23 protein-coding genes and 1 pseudogene are annotated in these 17,470 nt (G+C 57.5%); 9 read left to right on the forward strand and 15 right to left on the reverse strand.

All coding sequences use genetic code 11. From position 1 onward, the window contains the following. Positions 1-124: 124 nt before the first annotated feature. The 11 genes and pseudogenes from NDI89_RS21225 to NDI89_RS21275 all read right to left on the reverse strand — a co-directional run. A pseudogene (locus tag NDI89_RS21225) lies at positions 125-484 on the reverse strand (VirB4 family type IV secretion system protein); the annotation flags it as partial. Further along, the gene (locus NDI89_RS21230; RefSeq protein ID WP_277524646.1) at positions 477-1,598 is read right to left on the reverse strand and encodes a TraC-like domain-containing protein; all 1,122 of its coding nucleotides are present in this window, start codon (positions 1,596-1,598) and stop codon (positions 477-479) included. The gene NDI89_RS21230 and the pseudogene NDI89_RS21225, both read right to left, overlap by 8 nt. Positions 1,599-1,600: 2 nt before the next feature. Further along, positions 1,601-2,716 carry a TrbL/VirB6 family protein gene (locus NDI89_RS21235; protein WP_277524649.1) on the reverse strand — a complete coding sequence of 372 codons (1,116 nt, stop codon included), beginning with the start codon at positions 2,714-2,716 and terminating at the stop codon, positions 1,601-1,603. Positions 2,717-2,718: 2 nt separating this feature from the next. Beyond that, positions 2,719-3,555: a hypothetical protein gene (locus tag NDI89_RS21240; protein WP_277524651.1), complete on the reverse strand. Its 837-nt coding sequence runs from the start codon at positions 3,553-3,555 to the stop codon at positions 2,719-2,721. 2 nt (positions 3,556-3,557) lie between these two features. Next, the gene (locus NDI89_RS21245; RefSeq protein WP_277524653.1) at positions 3,558-5,294 is read right to left on the reverse strand and encodes a DUF8186 domain-containing protein; all 1,737 of its coding nucleotides are present in this window, start codon (positions 5,292-5,294) and stop codon (positions 3,558-3,560) included. A 28-nt stretch (positions 5,295-5,322) separates the two neighbouring features. Further along, the gene (locus NDI89_RS21250; protein WP_277524655.1) at positions 5,323-5,745 is read right to left on the reverse strand and encodes a DUF7985 family protein; all 423 of its coding nucleotides are present in this window, start codon (positions 5,743-5,745) and stop codon (positions 5,323-5,325) included. 6 nt (positions 5,746-5,751) lie between these two features. Next, complete coding sequence (locus NDI89_RS21255; RefSeq protein WP_095637961.1) at positions 5,752-6,000, reverse strand: hypothetical protein; 249 nt, start codon at positions 5,998-6,000, stop codon at positions 5,752-5,754. 203 nt (positions 6,001-6,203) lie between these two features. Further along, complete coding sequence (xseB, locus tag NDI89_RS21260) at positions 6,204-6,386, reverse strand: exodeoxyribonuclease VII small subunit (RefSeq protein ID WP_277524657.1); 183 nt, start codon at positions 6,384-6,386, stop codon at positions 6,204-6,206. A gap of 2 nt (positions 6,387-6,388) precedes the next feature. Next, a complete protein-coding gene (gene xseA, locus NDI89_RS21265; RefSeq protein WP_277524659.1) occupies positions 6,389-7,432 on the reverse strand; it encodes an exodeoxyribonuclease VII large subunit in 1,044 nt (347 codons plus the stop codon). Positions 7,433-7,516: 84 nt separating this feature from the next. After that, the gene (locus NDI89_RS21270; protein ID WP_277524661.1) at positions 7,517-8,077 is read right to left on the reverse strand and encodes a TATA-box-binding protein; all 561 of its coding nucleotides are present in this window, start codon (positions 8,075-8,077) and stop codon (positions 7,517-7,519) included. 75 nt (positions 8,078-8,152) lie between these two features. Beyond that, positions 8,153-8,320, reverse strand: a complete 168-nt coding sequence (locus tag NDI89_RS21275; protein ID WP_277524665.1) for a DUF1931 domain-containing protein — start codon at positions 8,318-8,320, stop codon at positions 8,153-8,155. 127 nt (positions 8,321-8,447) lie between these two features. Between NDI89_RS21275 and NDI89_RS21280 the strand changes: the two genes are divergently transcribed. Continuing rightward, complete coding sequence (locus tag NDI89_RS21280; RefSeq protein ID WP_277524667.1) at positions 8,448-8,741, forward strand: PadR family transcriptional regulator; 294 nt, start codon at positions 8,448-8,450, stop codon at positions 8,739-8,741. A 118-nt stretch (positions 8,742-8,859) separates the two neighbouring features. Here NDI89_RS21280 and NDI89_RS21285 read toward each other — a convergent pair whose 3' ends face one another. Then, positions 8,860-9,249 carry an SHOCT domain-containing protein gene (locus NDI89_RS21285; RefSeq protein ID WP_277524671.1) on the reverse strand — a complete coding sequence of 130 codons (390 nt, stop codon included), beginning with the start codon at positions 9,247-9,249 and terminating at the stop codon, positions 8,860-8,862. Between the two features lie 30 nt (positions 9,250-9,279). Further along, a complete protein-coding gene (locus tag NDI89_RS21290) occupies positions 9,280-9,840 on the reverse strand; it encodes a DoxX family protein (protein ID WP_277524673.1) in 561 nt (186 codons plus the stop codon). A gap of 111 nt (positions 9,841-9,951) precedes the next feature. On the opposite strand from NDI89_RS21290, the gene NDI89_RS21295 reads away from it, so the two are divergent. Both NDI89_RS21295 and NDI89_RS21300 read left to right on the forward strand, forming a co-directional pair. Beyond that, the gene (locus tag NDI89_RS21295) at positions 9,952-10,302 is read left to right on the forward strand and encodes an ArsR/SmtB family transcription factor (RefSeq protein ID WP_144927678.1); all 351 of its coding nucleotides are present in this window, start codon (positions 9,952-9,954) and stop codon (positions 10,300-10,302) included. Positions 10,303-10,305: 3 nt separating this feature from the next. Beyond that, a complete protein-coding gene (locus tag NDI89_RS21300; RefSeq protein ID WP_119712798.1) occupies positions 10,306-10,581 on the forward strand; it encodes a DUF7521 family protein in 276 nt (91 codons plus the stop codon). 55 nt (positions 10,582-10,636) lie between these two features. Here the strand turns inward: NDI89_RS21300 and NDI89_RS21305 are convergent, their stop codons facing one another. Next, the gene (locus NDI89_RS21305; protein WP_119712797.1) at positions 10,637-11,320 is read right to left on the reverse strand and encodes an NAD(P)-dependent oxidoreductase; all 684 of its coding nucleotides are present in this window, start codon (positions 11,318-11,320) and stop codon (positions 10,637-10,639) included. A 336-nt stretch (positions 11,321-11,656) separates the two neighbouring features. Here NDI89_RS21305 and NDI89_RS21310 point away from each other — a divergent pair, with 336 nt between their 5' ends. Both NDI89_RS21310 and NDI89_RS21315 read left to right on the forward strand, forming a co-directional pair. After that, positions 11,657-11,932, forward strand: a complete 276-nt coding sequence (locus tag NDI89_RS21310) for a hypothetical protein (protein WP_119712796.1) — start codon at positions 11,657-11,659, stop codon at positions 11,930-11,932. A gap of 214 nt (positions 11,933-12,146) precedes the next feature. Further along, positions 12,147-12,998 (forward strand): alpha/beta fold hydrolase, encoded by an 852-nt coding sequence (locus tag NDI89_RS21315; protein ID WP_277524681.1) that lies wholly within the window; start codon positions 12,147-12,149, stop codon positions 12,996-12,998. A gap of 4 nt (positions 12,999-13,002) precedes the next feature. Here the strand turns inward: NDI89_RS21315 and NDI89_RS21320 are convergent, their stop codons facing one another. Beyond that, positions 13,003-13,323, reverse strand: coding sequence for a YHS domain-containing protein (locus tag NDI89_RS21320; protein ID WP_119712794.1), 321 nt, complete (start codon positions 13,321-13,323; stop codon positions 13,003-13,005). 178 nt (positions 13,324-13,501) lie between these two features. Between NDI89_RS21320 and NDI89_RS21330 the strand changes: the two genes are divergently transcribed. The 4 genes from NDI89_RS21330 (at position 13,502) to NDI89_RS21345 (ending at position 17,387) form a co-directional block, all read left to right on the forward strand. Beyond that, positions 13,502-15,211 carry an ABC1 kinase family protein gene (locus NDI89_RS21330; RefSeq protein ID WP_277524687.1) on the forward strand — a complete coding sequence of 570 codons (1,710 nt, stop codon included), beginning with the start codon at positions 13,502-13,504 and terminating at the stop codon, positions 15,209-15,211. Between the two features lie 72 nt (positions 15,212-15,283). Further along, on the forward strand, positions 15,284-16,012 hold the full coding sequence (gene budC, locus NDI89_RS21335; protein WP_119713009.1) for a meso-2,3-butanediol dehydrogenase: 729 nt from the start codon (positions 15,284-15,286) through the stop codon (positions 16,010-16,012). A gap of 179 nt (positions 16,013-16,191) precedes the next feature. Next, the gene (locus tag NDI89_RS21340) at positions 16,192-16,692 is read left to right on the forward strand and encodes a CBS domain-containing protein (protein WP_058365806.1); all 501 of its coding nucleotides are present in this window, start codon (positions 16,192-16,194) and stop codon (positions 16,690-16,692) included. A gap of 59 nt (positions 16,693-16,751) precedes the next feature. Then, on the forward strand, positions 16,752-17,387 hold the full coding sequence (locus tag NDI89_RS21345; RefSeq protein WP_080508370.1) for an adenylate kinase: 636 nt from the start codon (positions 16,752-16,754) through the stop codon (positions 17,385-17,387). Positions 17,388-17,470: the final 83 nt, after the last annotated feature.

Genomic DNA, 17,470 nt, shown 5'->3' on the forward strand with positions numbered 1-17,470 from the left:
CCTTCGCCGAACATCCCTGAGCTGCTGTATCAAGAAGCTAAACAGCCGTCTCCGGCACGAATGACGCTCTTAGAGGAGGTGTGTGCTGATCTCTATGCAGGCTCAGAAGCTTAACCGAATACAGATGGTCGGCATAGTTAGCGATGTAAAGTGTCGTCGTCCACTGCTCGCCGACCCGTGCGGCTCGCGTTTCCCACTCGACAGCTCCGGGCGCGGTGACGGTCTTGTGCGACTCGGAGATGTCGTCGAGGAGCTTGCGTTCGGCCTCGCCTTCTTCGAGTGTCTCCTCGTCGAGGACATCGGTAAAGTCCACGTCTGGTTCATCATCCGCAGTGAAGCGGTCCCAGAGGTACTTACTGCCGACGCCAAGGCCGAGACCCACTGCAAGGGCAAGTACTGCACTCTCTGCTGGCGTCAGATTCTGGAGCCACCCGGCGACGGAGCCAAGCGCGCCACCACCAGTCTGGAGGAGCACGTTACGCATCGTGTGGGTCCTCCCGGCGCGAGTGGCCGATGATCGATTGGTTGCGAACCACACGCTCCGCCTCGTCGTAGTCGTGTTCGCGGCCGTTCCAGAAGTCCATATTCAGGACGAACAGCTCGACCGTGCTGAGGCGGCGTGCGGACCACCCCGACGCCTGCTGTATGAGTTCGGATCGCACGTCGTTCACGCGACTGTCGAGCTTCTCGAACATCTGCGCACGTCTTTCGACGTCGGTGAGGTCCTCGCGGCGGGTGACGAACGGGTTGAACAGGAACCCGATGACGGGGAACTGCGTCAGCTTCTCGGCAGGGGTGCCCTCGTCACGGAAGCGGTCGTATACTTCTATCGGGCTGACTTCAACGCCGATGTAGTACCGGACCTGCTGAATGCCCCGGTCACGCATCTCCTTCGGCCGTGTTTCCCGATATTCTTCGAGGAGTTCCCGGAAGATCGGGTTCTCCGTGACGTCTTCGTCAGTGAGGCGCTCCTCGATGGTCTCGGTGATCTGCTCCACCGGAAATGAACGGGTTGTGGCGTGGAGTTTGAGCTTCGAGTCCAGCTCTTTGTTGGCGAACTCCTCGCCAGCGTCCTGGAGCTGCGCCCAGTCGTCGGACATCGCGAAGTCCATGTTGGCCGGATCGATCTCGATGAACGCCTCCATCGAGCCGTCTTCACGCTGGATGGCACCAGCGCCCGGCCACGCTCGCTTGATGTTCGTGAGGTCTTGCGTTCGCTCGTCGGGCTTGAATGGCGTGTAGTTCGCGAGTCCGCCCTCGTTGCGCTCTGACTCGTTGGTACTCGTGTCGGCGTCGGCGGGCGCACTGAACGTGACCTGAGGCCGTTTGAGGTACCGATAGACGTCTTTGGTCCACGTCCAGGCGTTCAGGTGGGTTGGTGAGACGTAGATGACGGCAACGCCAAAGCCAAGCCCGCCAGCAACGAACGGGAGGGCCAGTGATTCGATCCCGGTGAGCCCCGCGATAAACAGCCCAATAATGGGGAAGGCGATGAGCATACCGACGTCCCCTTCCTCGATATTGAGATACGGGATGCGACTCTCCTCGCCGAACTGATCCATGATGCGCCGTGCGGCCGCGTCTTGATCTGCTGACATAGTTAGTGAATCCCTCGGTCAAACTCCATCCCGCTGTCGTCACTCGCCGATTCCGCTGTCGCTCCACCTGGGTCATTCTCTGTTCGACGGTACGACGGCGTCCCGCCATCGTCTCCTCCATGTCCACCGCGGGCAGCCGCTTTTTGCGCGACGGCGTGGCCAGCGGCGGCTTTCGGCCCCCACCGAGCGGCGGTCGTCGCGACGCCGGAGCCAGCAAGGTACCCACCGGCGGCGACACCGCCGACGAGTGCTGCGCCTTTCGTCGCACCGCCGACGACTTTGGCCGTCAGCGGAGTCGCGTATTTGAACGTCTTCCACGTGATGTAGAGGGCGACCAGTGGGAGGGACGCCGCGACGAGATATTTGAGGAACGCTGTTCCCGGTGTGAGCGTCCCACCGGAGTAGATCAAGTCGTACCCCTTGAGGACCATCGCTGCGGGAAGCGGGAGGACAGCCAACGGGACAAACCGTTTGCAGAACCCCATCGCGATATCGGATACGACCGGAATGTTTCCGTAGGCCAGTGCAAATGCAATCGGCATTCCGTACAGGTAGACATAGAGCAGAATCATCCGGATGTAGAACAGCGCCTCCAGCGCCCACATCGAGATTCCACCAATCACGGCGAACAATAGCCCCAGTCCGGGGTTTGTGATGGATACTTCCAAGAATCCAATCATCGCCTCCGTAACCGAGGAAAGCTCCGGCATCAGGGCGATAGTGAATCCGTCAACGAGGTAGAGTGCAAGAGTGCCAACCCAATACCACGTAATGATTAGAAAAGCACCGACCCAGGCCGTCTTCTTCGTTTTTCGGGCTTCGTAGGTACTTCCAATATTGAAGATCCGAACCGTGTGACGGCCCTGAACGCTCATCACGAGGAGCAAGAGGGCAACCAGCATGATTTCGCCGCCGATGAGAGCATCGTGAATCGCTGGCCAGGGTGCATTGGTTGGTTCACCGAAAACAAAAGCTCCGTTCGTCTCTGGAGTAGGTGTCCCGAACATTCCCTCAGTCAGAGTTTCATACCCTGATCTGAGACCGTCCATGAACAGCCCAATGAACCACTCAACGACGCCCTTGATACCCTCAAGGACGACATCAATGAGATCGACCATCGTTATACCTCAGTGATCGTGACCTCACAATCAGTCATATCGTCGGAACCAGTGTATTGAACGTTGTAGGTGCTTGAGACCTGATTTCCACCGACCCCTGTCTCAACGATAACAGTAAACTGGCCACTATTCCCGTCTGGGGAACATCCCATCCCGTCCTCAGTTTCTGTACCGAACGGAAACGAACTACTGAACAGGTCGGCCGTCTCACCAGGGGAGACTACTACCCGGTCGGTTTCGTGCATTCCATTGCCTCTGGGGTTCTCAATTGGATTGGGAACGTCCCCGGAGAAGATTAGTTCAGTTATCGCTTCCGGACCGCTTCCTGTGTTCTCTACCGTGACGAATGCCTCGCCATTCTTGATCCGGTCTGTCTCGGATTCACCATAGACTTCGTCCCACGGCTTATCTGGATTATTCCGATAGAGTCCGACATCCTGTATCTGAATCTCTGGACGGAGTTCAGTCGTGGTCTCAACTACTGTCTCCTCGCCTTTCAACGCGAGTACGCGGTACTCACCGGGCGCATACGCGGTGCCAATCTCGAATGAGACCTGCTGAGCACCTGCGGCTACGTCACGCTTCCCGAATAGCTCGCCGTTCGGTTGGATAAGATTGACTTGGTCGATGTCGGCCTCTCCGGAGAGTTCGACGACGAGTGTGGTTCCCTCGACAGCGATACGCGTGAGTGGGCCTTTGCCATCTGGAGAGGTCGTTCCGTCACCAGGCGTCCCAGAACCGCCATTGTCGTTCAGACAGCCAGCGACGCTCATGAGGGCAGCACCTGCGACTGTTCGGAGGGCGGTTCGCCGACTGATGTGTGGGTGGTTTCTAGTCATGACTATGGGTTCCGTTGGAAGATGTCTTCTGGACCGAGCATTCGGAGGAGCCGCTTGCCAGCGTAGAACATCACAATGAACGGGATGAGCTGCCAGCCAACCTCGAAAATGAACGCGAACCAACCGTCGATGGTGCCGAGCGGATGCCAGCGAGCAGTAGCCGTCGCACTCACATACGCGGGGTCGTGCCCGAGCCACGAACCTGGATGGTACCGAGCCGTGTAGATACCCGGCTCGTCGATCGTCACAATCGCCACCCCGGAGGCGTTGGTCTCGACGCGTTGCTCCGCGATGGTGATGTAGCCGTTGCGAGTGGTCCCGCCGATTGGATATCGTCGGTCGGGATCGCTGAGCACGATCGGGGCGCCGGTCTCGTTATCCCGGAGTTCGATGCGGAGTGTGGCCTGACTTTCGTTCTGCTGGATCACCTCAACAGTCAGATTACTGCGCCGGAGCTGCCGCTCAGAGCCAGCGTCAGGTGCCACAATCGAGGCGTTCACACCCCGTACGATCCCCGCTACCTGGAGCGCGTTGCGGTCGACGGTCTCCGCGCGAACTGCGACGCCGTACGTCGTCGTGTACGACTGGTTGACGAGGTCGATGTTGATGTTCTCACCGAGAGTGCCGTCCGGAGACGGTCGGTCAGTGCCCCAGGTGTCGATGATTTCTGGGCCATCGCGAACTGGTTCGGCACGCGGGCCGATCCGTGATGGATATGCATGGACGTACACAGGGATCGCATCCGACTCGACGGTGGCGCTGTCGGTCCGGTTTGACCTGACGAGTGTATCCCAGTTGGTGTTCCGGGCGGTGTAGAACCGCCAGACGCCACGCACTCGTGCGCTTCCATTCTCCGTCAGCGTGTACCCCTGCCACGGCCGGGACTGGAAAATGGCGACACCAGCGTCACCATTGGGATACTCGGCGTAGTAGGGGTACGCAGAGAGGTCGTAGATCTCGACGGCGATCGAATCCGAGACGTTGAGCGATTCGGTACGATACGTGACCTCGACATCGGTCTCGTCGCCTCGGTCGATTCGCGTGGTCTTCTTCAGCCGGACGCTGATTTCGGCTTCAAGCGTAAGGTTTGCACTCCAGTCATCCTCAATCTGGTAGTCGAGGGCCGGCGTGTGCGAGCCGTCACGCTCGACGATGGTTTCGCTGTCCTTCTTCAATCGAACCTCCTCGACCTCGTAGCTCGTGAGCGACCACTCGATCGTCGTGTTCCCCGAAGAGCTTCCGTTCGGGACGCGAACGCGATAGTCGACGAACCCCCGCATCGTGCCGTTCGGCGCGATATAGAGCGGGGTTTCACCCGACTCCAAGTGACCTCGCGTCGACGGCTGCACTGCGAACACCGTGGCGTGGGCGTCCTCGATGAACACCCCGTCTTCGAGCGACGCGTGGCGCGGATGCACAGACGTATCCGACCCACCGGGTTCGAGATCAGCGAAATCGTTTCGCGTCCACGTTGCAGCTGTCTCCGGCGGGCGCGTGAACGTGATGTCTGTCCCGTTTGCGAGTTGGTGCATCGCGGTCCGGCTCTCGCCGTAGCGCTGCTGGTACTCCTCCTGGCTGATGTAGTTGTCCGCGTCGCGAGACCACAGCGTCGCTGATTCATTCTCAGTGAGTCCATTCCCCTCCGTGCCTGGCCGTGGCGGGCTTGCAGTAACGAGACCCGTGACTAGGCTCGTCACGAACAGGGCGGCCATTAGCACGGAGAGCTCTCGTTGTTTCATGGGGGCTCGCGACGGGGATGGTAGTCGTCTACCAGGGGGCGAGGTCGACGCACTGCGCCAGCGGGAGGTTCATCATCGACCCAGCGACGGTGTAGAGTGGTCCGAGGGCGACGAGGACGACCGCAGACTTCATCGCGGAGCGCTTGTGGCGCTTGAGTCCCTTCTTCTGGTCGGGCGTGATCGTGAACATCTCGATGAGGGAGTCGGCCTGCCACACGACTGCGAGGCCGACAATACCCAGCGCTGTGGTAAGCTGGAAGAAGCCCTCAATCATACCCGGGAGGTTGTCCGCGCTACAGACGGCGTTCGTCTGTGCGGCGGCGGGTTCCACAGCGAACAGGCTCAAGAAGACCACGATGAGCGTGGCCTGTCTGGGGATCCTACTCGCCGCCGTGGACTGGCTGTCGGCGCGATTCGAAGCTGTCTCGGAGGGCGTATTGTCCTGTGACATAGCGGGTTACTCCTCTGCGTCGTCGACGAGTGCTTTGAGATCGGCGTAGCGATTGGTCTCTTCGACGATTTCTTCTTTCGTGTAGCCCTGTTCGCGGGCCCGTTCGAAGAGATCTCGAAGCTCGTCAGGGTCGACGTCGCGAAGCTCCATCTCGTCTCGGAGGGCGCGGCGATAGAGGGCGGAACCGTTGATATGGCTGTTCCACGTCAGATACAGATCATCGATGTCTTCGATGGTGACTGCCCGTGTGATCATATGTGCGGGGTGGGTATGCACCGGTTGAGCCCCGGTCCATGGTGGTGCGATAGCTAGAAGATCGGTATATGCTTTCTGGCCACCAACTGGCGCAAAAATCTAAAGTAAATTATAATCCGAGAGCTCGTTCACCTTGCAAGGGTTCCGTTAACCAACAATGGAGTTAGATGCCGTTGGCTGTTGGTTAATATTGGTATGGGATTCTACTCGAGTTCCACGACGTCTCCACGCCCGTTGTCGAGGATTTCTCGCACCTCGGCCAAGAGTTCCCGACCTTCCTCGTGGAGCCTTGTACCTTCATCGAGGCCACACTCGTCCGCATCGAGCTGCTCAATGATTTCTTCGACACGGGTCAGCCGGTCATGGATCTCTTGATCGTTTGCCACGCTTAGATCACCCCCAGCCAAAGCCCAGTGATGACCAACAACAGCAACAGCAGCACAGCGATTGCGGTCTTGTAGTAGACCGGCGGGAGGCCCTCGGGTGCGGCCGCCTCGTCGACAGCTTCGACGAGTTCCTGTTCGTGTTCGTGCTCCTGCTGGAAAGTTTCGTACGCAGCCTCGAGTTGCTGCTCCAGCGGTTCGACCTCACTCGCAAGGAACTCCTCGCGAGAACTCACGATATACTCGCCGGCGGCGGTCGGCGTGATCGTCGCGACGTCCGCCACCTGGTCCGCGATGAGCCGGTCATCGGTGTGTCCAATCGCGGTGACTACGGGGGTATTGGCGGTGAAGATCGCCTCCGCGACCCGCTCGGTGTTGAAGGCTTGGAGGTTGGAATCACTCCCACCGCCGCGGCCGACGATGATCGCGTCGACGTCCTCCGAGCGGTCCAGATGGTGGATGCCGTTCGCGATGGACGTCGGCGCCTCCGATCCCTGGACGGTTGCGTCCTTCACTAGGATGTCGACGGTTGGATCCTGCTCGTGGATCGCGTTCTGGATGTCGTACCGGGCGTCTCCTCGGAGAGAAGTGACAACACCGACTCGCTCCGGGAACGCCGACGGGCGCTGTTTCTGTTCGTCGTCGAACCAGCCACGCTCTTCGAGTTCGCTTCGTAGTCGCTCCACGGCAGCCGCCTGGTCGCCGTCGCCGACGACGATCACTTCCCACGGTTTGAGGTCGATTTTCCCACCTTCGACCCAGTACTCGATATCGCCCTCGAGGATGACCTCGGTTCCGTCTTCGAGTTCGGCGTCCATATCCCGGTAGCGGTTCGCCCAGATCATACAGGGGAGCTCGGCTTCGCCATCCGTGAGCGTAAAATAGAGCGCAGTACTGTTTTGGTGGAGATCGGTAACTTCTCCGATACAGCGGACACTGTGGAGGGCAGACGTTTCTTCGATAGCCGATGCAATCCGCTCGTTCAGCTCCTGCACTGAAAGAACATCCCCGGAGCGAACTTCATCTCCCTCGCGTTCAGCATCAGCCATCGATCCGACTTAAAAAGTGAGTAGGAGAGACAAAAATGTACTCCCAGTGGCGGCGCCTCCGACGACCTGGTTTGAGTCCCCAAATCAGTCCAGTAGCCCGAGATCGTTGAGCTGGTCTTCGATCTTCGTGAGGGCTTGTTCGGCGTCATCAAGTTGCTTGCCGCCAGTGATGACGAGCTTCCCACTGCCAAAGAGGAGCGCGACGACGTCCGGATTGTCGAGCCGGTAGACGAGTCCGGGGAACTGTTCGGGTTCGTATTCGATGTGTTCGAGCCCCAAGCCGATAGCGATGGCATTCAAATTGAGTGTGTGGTCGAGGTCGCCACTTGAGACGATATTCTGGATTTCAATCGCCGGAGAAGCAGCGACATCGACGCCCAACTCGCGGAGTTCGTCGAAGACGTGCTCAAGGGCGGTCGTAACGTCGTCAACGCTTTTCGCACCTGTACAGACGACTTTCCCCGAGCGGAAGATGAGTGCTGCGGCTTTTGGATCGTGCATCCGATACACGAGACCAGGGAAGTTATCGGGATCGTAGTCGGTCGCCCCTAGGTCTTCGGAGAGCGTTTCAAGATCGAGTTCCTGGCCGATATCGGACGATGCAACCACGTTCTCAACTTGAATTGACTCGGTTGTGACACTCATAGCTGTACCTTCCAGTCACGAACATCTTAAAACAGGGAGTGAATTCGAGCAGAGGGATAGTTCGTTCCGAGCGACCTAGAGATCGCGGGGCTGGACAGTTTTCCGATCGTTTGCCTCGGCACGCCGGGCTGCATCTTGGAGCACTTCAGTTACCTCATCGTCCAGCGCCTCGTAGAAATCCGCCGAGACGTTGTGGTCATTGAGCGCTTCTTTCACGGCCGATTTGACGATCAGGTCTGCCATACGCAGCGACATTTCTCCCGTCCTCTGTATAAACATACAGGTATCTGATTCAGTATCTGTGGGGTTTTACTGCGCTTTGAGGGGCAACAGACGTATGCGATAGTGCTTCGTATCAGTGAGCGGGACGATGTACGACCTGACCGGCTTCCAGCGCGACCTCCTGTACGTGATCGCTGGCCTCCAGGAACCCCACGGCCTCGCCATCAAGGAGGAACTCGAGGATTACTACGAGAAAGAGATCCATCACGGACGACTTTACCCGAATCTCGATACGCTCGTCGAGAAGGGCCTCGTCGAGAAAGGCGAGAAAGACCAGCGGACGAACGTCTATACGCTCACGCGGCGCGGCCGCCGTGAAATCGAAGCCCGCCGTGAGTGGGAGCATCAGTACATCGAGATTGGAGAGTCTGCGCCTGCGTAGGTTCTCTCGTACAGATCAGCTACTCCATTGTCCATGAATTATCTGAAAATCCGCGATGGGTGTGATTTCCATCTCGGATGATGTCGGTAGTAGCTCTCCTCTTCGGTAGCGACGTATGTTAGCGATTCGTCGTGAGGCGGCCACGGCGGCGTTCGAATTCTTCGTCGTCGATCTCACCGCGGGCGTACTGCTCACGGAGAGTCACGAGGGCTCTATCCTCGGCGGGCCCGTCAGTCTGAGATCGGGTAGCCAACCAATAGACGAGATAGATGGGTAGACCAATGATGAGGGCCATCCAGAGGAGGCCGAACAGCATCATGCCCCATCCCCATAGCCCCCAGCCGGTCATGTGGCCGTCGTCCCACATTCCGTAGTGCCAGTCCCACATCACCGCGTCCGGGACGGCTGCGTGCGTTAGGGCCATACCCCCGATAACCGCGACCGTCAGCGCACCGACGACGATCAGTCCGAGGGAACGAGTACCGCGTGGTTGAATTGAGTTTGTCATGTATATTTCTCCTGAAATGGTTCGGCGTGGTTAGCCGAGGATGTACTCGAGGACGGGGTAGCGCTCGACGAGTGCCTCGCCGCCGACCTCGTACTGTTCGATGTACTTGTCGAGCCCGAGGATGCGGCCCGCACCGAACGCCGCAACCGCGAGGAACACGAGCATGTACGCGAAGTCACCGTTGATGACGCCGTGAGCGATGTCCCAGTTCCCGAAGTAGAACATGACCATCATGAGCGCGCCGAAGAACGCCGCGAGGCGGACGAACGCGCCGACGAGCAGTCCGAGACCGATGAACAGCTCGCCGTACGGCACGGCGACGTTCGCGAACTCGACGAACCACGGGGTCGAACCCATCCACGCGAATAGTCCCGCGAGGGGGTTGCCGTTGGTCGCCGCGACGTTCGCCAGATAGCCACCCGCCGCGAATTCACCCGTGATCTTCGTGAACCCGGAGTACGCGAACGCGTAGCCCATCATGAGACGCAGCGCGAGCACGAACCACGCGCTCAGGCTGTGGACACGTCCACCGACGGTCAGGCCGCCGACCTTGCTCTCAAGTTGGTTGACGCCAGAGTTGATCGTAGACATTGTTACTTCACCGAGTGAGAGTACGCAGGGAGAGACGATATACCGGTACGCCAGTGTTCTGAGTCAGAAAACCGGGCGGCTATTTTACCCCACTAGGACGAGTATGCGAGTGTGACTGAGGAGTTGAGCCCACCAGCCGTCTTTGCCACACTCGACGACGAGTACGCTCGCGATATTCTCGTGGCGACGAACACGGACCGACTCTCTGCAAAAGAACTCAGCGAGGAATGCGATATGTCACGCCCAACCGTCTCTCGTCGCGTCAACACACTCGTTGAGCAAGGACTTCTCGAAGAGTACACGCATGTCGATCCCGCTGGTCGGCACTATCGGGAGTATGAGGCACGTCTCGAACGTATCGAAGTCCTCCTCCAAGACGAGGGGTTTGACATCCAGATCGATGTCCGGCCGGATCCCGCGGACCGGATTACATCCATCTTCGAAAACATGCGGGGAGACTGATTCATGAAACACACATTATTCGTCATCGCCAAGTTGTTCATGACCGCGTTGGCTCTGGTTATCGCGTACCAAGCCTATCGCGGCTACCAACGCCACGGAACACAGCTGATGCTCTACGTCGCCCTTGGGTTCGCACTAATTGGCCTCGGTGGACTCCTCGAAGGAGTTCTATTCGAACTGCTCCAGGTGTCAATCTTCCAGGCAGGTCTCGTGGCTGCACTAGTCGCGGCGGCGGGAATGCTTTCTATCTTGTACGCGCTCTATGCGCCGAACCCCTGAATTCCCGATTCAGCAAAGTATCTTGGAATCGTGAATTAGTGAGACGGTTATTCACTCATCCTCGTAGACGTTGCGCGACAGCCGTGACTTGGTCCCAGAGGAATTCGGCGTCAACGCTCTGGTTCGTCGTTACGACTGGCACGTCACGGAGATAGGAGTCCGTCTGAAGGATCTCAAGGAGGAAGTCCGCAACGTCAGCGCGTGAAATCGGACCAGCCGTGGCGTCAATGTCGACGCCGTGTTCGTACTCCCCGGTTTTGGGTCCATCTGTAAGACCGCCGGGGCGGACGATCGTCCAGTCGAGACCGCTCCCAGCGACGAGTTCCTCCTGTCTGGCTTTGTCGGCCATCAGGTCATAGAGCACCGTCACGTTCGCAAGGCGGACGTACCACGGAACCTGCTGGACGCTCGATCCTAACCCCATCGATGTCAGGACGACCAGGCGTTCGATCCCCCGTTCCTGCATTGCATCGATAATGTTCGCGGTCCCGCGAGAGACCACGTCGGAGGGATTGTCCGACGTTCGACCGAGAAGACAGATGACCGCATCTGATCCGTTTACGGTGGCTTCGACCGCGTCCGGATCGAGTACATCCCCCTCTACGGCGGTGACTGCCTGGTTCGGTGGGAGTTTTGCAGGGCTTCGAGTGAGCGCGCGAATCGAGTGATTCACTTCGGTCGCTTGTGCCGTCAGTTCACGTCCGGTCCCGCCTGTCGCACCGAAGAGTGCCAGTTCCATATGGTCACCTACGTTTTCATGTTGGTTGTCGTTCCCCTCGTTTCAGTCGATTACGCTTACAATTCTAAAGGACGACCGAGCGTTCGCTCTGGACGCTCGATTACCAGAGAACTCCGAAATTTGATTCGACAGGTTGGGGTCATCGTCACTACAGCCACGGATCGGTTTCACATTCTAACGAGAGGTGTTCTGTCATGCCAGTATCGAAACCACAATCGTAGTGAAATAGGCGACCGTAGCCGGTGCTACAAGTATGACAGACATGCTGGGTTTGTTCGCTGATGAAACCGCCCCTGAAGAGCGACCAGCTCATGACTCGATAGGAGAGGCGGAACCATGAGCGAGGAAATCTCCGCCAACCGGGCAGGACTCATATTCGGTGCCATCTTCGCAGCGTCGCACGCTGCATGGATCGGATTCGTCGTCTCGGGCGTCTCTGAAACAGCGGTCGCCACTGTCGCCCGGACCAACTTCGTTGAGTACGAGGACACGGTCGATTTCGACCTCTCTCTGGCTGGTGCCGGCCTCATGATCGCGTTAGTTGCAGGATATCTCATGGGCGGGTTGTTCGCCCTGCTCTGGAATCGGCATGAGATCCACGATGACGGGTAACCCGGTCATCCAGACAATCGCCCTCAACCGATAACTGTCAAGGATGGTTAGTGTCCACCGAGACGATCCTCGGAGCAGGCTCTCAGATGGACCGTCTATTCGACACCACCGCAGGGGGTATCTCTAACTCAGTATGGCGTCACCATCTTTTCCACCGGGATACGTCCGGTTCGACGACGTTTCCGAAACGCTTCCTGAACCGACACCCGTTCCGGTGTCGGAATCAGTTGAACTGGAGACGCTTCACCTCCCCGGGCCGGACCCGGCGATCGTGTTCGTCCACGGTGGTCTCGGGTCGCTTTGGAACCCGTATCCACAACTAGACGCGTTCGAGGGGCCCCACGAGTTGGTCACGTATGCGCTCGCCGGCAACGGAAACTCGACCATGCGGCAGGAGCAGTCCCTCTCCGGGCATGTAGCTGACCTCCTGAATCTCCTTGATGAACTCGGTATCACGAATCCGATCATCCACGGCCACAGTTACGGTACCGCCCTCGCTATCGAGTACGCGAAGCGCCATCCCACAGCCGGGCTCGTGTTACACGCAGGGGGCGATCATGATCTCACCCCCGCGGGGGAGAAACCGCTTTTGCGACTATTTCTGGCACTCCGACTCTATAAGATACCCGCGAACGACGCGCTCATCCGGCAGTTAGCCTACAGCGTCGGCTTCCACGAGGAGACGCCATCGGTCGTGGTTGAGGACTTCCTGCAATCGAACCCGCTTCCCCACCGTCGCTCAGCGTGGACGACTGTCACCGAGGCCTTCTGGGGGTACGACGGTCGCCCCGATATTGAGCGAGTCGATGCCCCAACGCTCGTCATCCACGGACCAGCCGACGGTATTGTTCCCATCGAGGTGGCACGCGGAACCGCGAGGCGGATTCCCGAGAGCGTTTTCTGCAGGCTACAGCGTACCGGTCACGTCGCTATGATAGAGCGCCCGAATGCGTATAACAGTCTGCTTGAAGCACTCATCAAGACGGTTCGAGAGGACCGGGATTTGGAAATGACGGTTCGAGAATCGGTCGACGAAAACGGTAGCGAAGTATCCGAAGTTCGCTAAGGAATCAGGATCGTTCTGCAGCTTTATTCGCCCGTTCGAGATCGAACTGAAGGTCGGTGTCGTCCTCGAGACCGACGCTCAGCAATTCCGGGTCGGCGACCGTCAGGTTGAACTCACCGACGGCGCGGCCGTAGTGCAAGCGCGGTACCATTACGCCACTCGCATCACAGAGGTGGGGTCGTGGCTCGTCGACGAATCGCTTCGGGTGCTCTTCGAAGAAATCACGACAGTCGGACGAACAGAAGTAGAACGTCGTCCCCTCGAAATCGGCGGTGATTTCGCTTGAGTCGCTGGCTTCCATACCGCAGACCGGCTCAACTGGCATACTGGCAGTACGCCTCGCCCTTCCATAAACGTCAGTCGGCCATTTGCTACTGTGCGTAGGCTCCCTACTCGGTGTATACTGCGGGCTGTTTCTCGAAGCGCTGTCGACATTCTTCGCTACAGAGATAGTACGTCACCTGGTCGTGCCGGACTGAAGCTACCGCTTCGTCAACTCTGAGTTGCATACCGCAGACGGGATCCCTCGGCATTCTGTTCACAGATCCGTCTCCAAGCCGATTGGGTATTTCGAAGTAGGTCGACGGGCACGTATTAAGGGCCGTCGGAAGAACTCTATGACAACGCCCATGGTTCGATTTCTTCTCCGTCTAATTCGTATTCTTGGGACGTTCACCCCGTTCATCCTACGCTTTCTCCGTGATCGGCATCGGTTTCTGATCGTCGGTGGGTCACGCACTGTGCCACGGGACCAGCACGAGCAGCGTGCCCGCCGTCTACGGGAGGCGATGCTCAACCTTGGGCCGACGTTCGTAAAGATCGGCCAAGTTCTCTCGACGCGCCCAGATCTCGTTCCGCAAGTGTACGCGGAGGAGTTCGCAGTGCTCCAAGATGCGATCCCGGCGGGTCCGTATCGAGAGATGATTCCGGCTCTCGCCGAAGACGTCGGGTATCACTCGTACGACGACTTCGATCCCGAACCCATCGCCGGCGGATCGCTAGCACAGGTCTATCGGGCGACCTATCAGGGAAAACAGGTGGTCGTGAAAGTAAGACGCCCCGGAATCAAGGACCTCATCGAGACCGATCTGCGCATTATTCGTCGCCTCGTTCCCCTTGCACTGTTTCTCGCACCTGATCGGTTCAGTTTCTCACTCCGGAACATGGCGGACGACTTTGAGCGCATCATTCTGGAGGAACTGGACTTCGAGCGAGAGGCCCAGATGATGGAGGAGATTCGGGAAAATTTCGCTGCCGACGAGAATGAGACCGTTACGATCCCACGCGTATTTCGTGACGTCTGCTCCGAACGTGTCCTCACCATGGAGTACGCCGAGGGAACGAAGGTTACTGACCTCGAGGAACTCGAAGCGAAGGGCTACGATCCGGAGAACGTCGCCCGACGAGTGGCGAATGCCTACTTCACGATGGGACTCGATCACGGTGTGTACCACGGCGATCCCCATCCTGGAAATCTCGCTGTCGACGATGATGGCCGCATCGTATTCTACGACTTCGGGATGAGCGGTCGGTTCACGCCGGCGATGCAAGCGAGCGTGATCAACCTCTATCTGGCCGCTGTCAACCGGGATGTCGAATCCATCATCGACGAACTTGTCGCCCTTGGTGCACTCGATCCCGACGCCGACAGGGCCGCCGTCGGCCACGTTCTCGAGTTAGTTATCGATGACCTCGAAGGGAGTGGTGATGTGAACTGGCAGCAGATAATCGACGTGGTCGTCGGAATGCTCCGAGAGTTTCCGTTTCGTATCCCGCCAGACGTGATGTTAGTCATTCGGGTGGGATCGATCGGTGAAGGTGTTCTTAGACAGCTCGATCCCGAGTTCAATATCCTCGCAGCTGCGCAGGCGTTCCTCCGTGAACACGGCTTCCTCCAGCGAGCAGCCCGGATGAAACTCGCCGAAGCTCAGTCCGACATCGAAACCTCCCTCTGGGCCCTCCTCCGGCTACCCACGAAATTGGATCGTGAACTGGACGCACGAGAACAGGAACGCACAGTGATACCTCAGGAGATCGCACAGAGCCAACGACGGCAGACTCGTTCGATCGGGTACGCCATCCTCGCAGGAGGAACATTTGTAGCGAGTGGTCTCGCATTATCCGTAAGTCAGATCTCTGCTACTGTTGGGATCGTCGTCGCACTCGGCTTCACCATTTTATTCATTCATTCATCAAGGCAACAGCGTCGATAACTGGTATCTCGAATACGGAGTACCCCCACGACGCCTCAAACTATTTTGTGGCGTCTATGCGAAGTACCTGATATGCTCAAAGATAAAGTTGCGATCATCACTGGTGGTGCAACCGGGATCGGCAAAGCAATTGCTTCGAAGTACATTGATTACGGAGCCGAAGTCGTTATCGCAGGTCGCACGGAAGAAACCGGCCGAGAGACTGCCGAAGAACTCGGCTGTGAATTCCACCAATGTGACGTCACGGAGTATGAGCAGGTAGAGACCCTCGTCAACAGTACGGTTGACGAATACGGACAGCTTGACGCAATCGTAAACAACGCTGGAATTGGCCAAGTAGGGTCCATCGAAGAAATGTCGCTCGAAGAGTGGGATACGGTCATTCAAATTAATCTCACAGGGGTTATGTACGGCTCGCGAGCGGCGATCCCGTATCTCAAAGACAGTGAGGGGTGCATCATTAATGTCGCGTCGATTTATGGCCTCGTTGGTGGTCCTGGATCACCTGCCTATTCGGCAGCAAAAGGTGGTGTCGTGAATTTCACACGAGAGCTCGCCATCGACTACGCCACAGAAGGGATACGTGTCAATAGTATCTGCCCTGGATTCGTTGAAACGCCGATGACAGACGACTACCTCGACCAGGAACAGTTCTACGAGTTCGTCCGAGACGAGACACCCATGCAGCGAGTGGCCGAACCCGAGGAGATCGGCGGCATTGCGATGTTTCTCGCCTCTGATGAGGCGACGTACATCACAGGCACAAACATTCCTGTCGACGGAGGCTGGACTGCCCACTAGTAACTACGGTCGCACATTCACCACACTTGGTTCCAACATTACGCGGGAGACCAGTCGGATAGTAGCAGCGCAAAACGTGCTACTATCTACCGAAGGCAAGCACCGTAACTCCCTGAGATGCTTCTATGAAGTGAGGAACTGCCGCCATATTATTTAGTCTCTCTAACCAATCCCCCAGTATGGAACAGAATCGATCCGATCTCACACTACGTGTTGGGAGTATCGCCGACGAGTCAGTTGGTCGCGTTATTCCGGATACGTCGGTAGCAGAGGTCGCCCAAACGATGGTCGCGCAAACCAAATGTGCCCGCTACGTCGTTGTGGAAGAAAACGACCAGCTCGTGGGCATCATTACAGATCGAGATTTGATTGGCGCGCTCCTCACGCCAGATAGTGAGTTCAACGTTCTCGCAACGGATCAGAGCGAATCCAACATAACCGCCGGAGATGTGATGACCTCCGACCCCCTCACCGTAACGCCTGAGGCGGAGGTACCGAGGGTACTGCGACAAATGAACGAGGCGGCTGCCCGCCATGTTCCCGTTGTCGAAGATGGCTCAGTTGTGGGGATCGTCACCCTTGACGATCTCATCACTCACCTCGCGGGAGAAGCTGCCCATGTCTCCGCACAGATGGACAATCTCTCCGGGATCATCCGGTCAGAGTCCCAGAGAAAGTAACCTCCGCATCTGAGACTCTCGATACGTGTCTTTTTCGTGACTGACATCAAAAGAGAGACATGGCCGAACCACGGATTCTAATCCTCGGTGGACCAGGCGCAGGAAAGGGGACGCAGAGTAGAAAGGCTTCTGAGGAGTTTAATGTAAAGCATATCACTACCGGGGAGCTCCTTCGGGCAAATAAGGACAGGGATATTTCAGAATTTGAATCAGAGTATGATGTCCCGCGCACATATATGGATCAAGGTGAGCTTGTTCCGGACGAGGTTGTCACTCTGCTCGTTAAAGAGGCTCTATCGCAAGTCAATGGCTTTGTTCTGGATGGGTATCCCCGCAACGTAGAACAGGCTGAGGAACTCAATAATATGACCGACGTTGACGTTATTCTATATCTTGACGTAGACGAGGAGGAACTTGTTCAACGACTCACGGGTCGCCGTATAGACCCAAAAACAGGGGACACTTATCATATAAAATATAGTCCGCCTGAAGATCCTGAAGTTGAAAGACGACTTGAGCAGCGGGATGACGATACCGAGGAGACAGTCCGTGAACGTCTACGTGTATTTCGTGAGACCACTGAACCAGTTATTGAATACTACGAAGAACGAGGTCAACTGGAACGTGTCGACGGAAAACAGTCTCCTGATGAAGTCTGGGTTGACGTAAGGAAAGCGGTTGAAAACGCGCAATAGGTCGCGAAAAAGTTGGGGTGAGCGTTACTATACCGGGCATCACCTAGCAGATCTGTACATTTTACACACTGGTACCCGGCGAG

The sequence above is a fragment of the Natrinema salsiterrestre genome, from assembly GCF_029502005.1.
Taxonomy (GTDB): Archaea; Halobacteriota; Halobacteria; order Halobacteriales; family Natrialbaceae; genus Natrinema; species Natrinema salsiterrestre.

Excerpts from the sequence above, each read along its gene's own strand:
- NDI89_RS21230 (WP_277524646.1), bottom strand. The coding sequence starts at position 1,598 with ATGTCAGCAGATCAAGACGCGGCCGCACGGCGCATCATGGATCAGTTC.
- NDI89_RS21235 (WP_277524649.1), bottom strand. The coding sequence starts at position 2,716 with ATGGTCGATCTCATTGATGTCGTCCTTGAGGGTATCAAGGGCGTCGTT.
- NDI89_RS21240 (WP_277524651.1), bottom strand. The coding sequence starts at position 3,555 with ATGACTAGAAACCACCCACACATCAGTCGGCGAACCGCCCTCCGAACA.
- NDI89_RS21245 (WP_277524653.1), bottom strand. The coding sequence starts at position 5,294 with ATGAAACAACGAGAGCTCTCCGTGCTAATGGCCGCCCTGTTCGTGACG.
- NDI89_RS21250 (WP_277524655.1), bottom strand. The coding sequence starts at position 5,745 with ATGTCACAGGACAATACGCCCTCCGAGACAGCTTCGAATCGCGCCGAC.
- NDI89_RS21255 (WP_095637961.1), bottom strand. The coding sequence starts at position 6,000 with ATGATCACACGGGCAGTCACCATCGAAGACATCGATGATCTGTATCTG.
- xseA (WP_277524659.1), bottom strand. The coding sequence starts at position 7,432 with ATGGCTGATGCTGAACGCGAGGGAGATGAAGTTCGCTCCGGGGATGTT.
- NDI89_RS21270 (WP_277524661.1), bottom strand. The coding sequence starts at position 8,077 with ATGAGTGTCACAACCGAGTCAATTCAAGTTGAGAACGTGGTTGCATCG.
- NDI89_RS21275 (WP_277524665.1), bottom strand. The coding sequence starts at position 8,320 with ATGGCAGACCTGATCGTCAAATCGGCCGTGAAAGAAGCGCTCAATGAC.
- NDI89_RS21280 (WP_277524667.1), top strand. The coding sequence starts at position 8,448 with ATGTACGACCTGACCGGCTTCCAGCGCGACCTCCTGTACGTGATCGCT.
- NDI89_RS21285 (WP_277524671.1), bottom strand. The coding sequence starts at position 9,249 with ATGACAAACTCAATTCAACCACGCGGTACTCGTTCCCTCGGACTGATC.
- NDI89_RS21290 (WP_277524673.1), bottom strand. The coding sequence starts at position 9,840 with ATGTCTACGATCAACTCTGGCGTCAACCAACTTGAGAGCAAGGTCGGC.
- NDI89_RS21300 (WP_119712798.1), top strand. The coding sequence starts at position 10,306 with ATGAAACACACATTATTCGTCATCGCCAAGTTGTTCATGACCGCGTTG.
- NDI89_RS21305 (WP_119712797.1), bottom strand. The coding sequence starts at position 11,320 with ATGGAACTGGCACTCTTCGGTGCGACAGGCGGGACCGGACGTGAACTG.
- NDI89_RS21310 (WP_119712796.1), top strand. The coding sequence starts at position 11,657 with ATGAGCGAGGAAATCTCCGCCAACCGGGCAGGACTCATATTCGGTGCC.
- NDI89_RS21320 (WP_119712794.1), bottom strand. The coding sequence starts at position 13,323 with ATGCCAGTTGAGCCGGTCTGCGGTATGGAAGCCAGCGACTCAAGCGAA.
- budC (WP_119713009.1), top strand. The coding sequence starts at position 15,284 with ATGCTCAAAGATAAAGTTGCGATCATCACTGGTGGTGCAACCGGGATC.
- NDI89_RS21340 (WP_058365806.1), top strand. The coding sequence starts at position 16,192 with ATGGAACAGAATCGATCCGATCTCACACTACGTGTTGGGAGTATCGCC.
- NDI89_RS21345 (WP_080508370.1), top strand. The coding sequence starts at position 16,752 with ATGGCCGAACCACGGATTCTAATCCTCGGTGGACCAGGCGCAGGAAAG.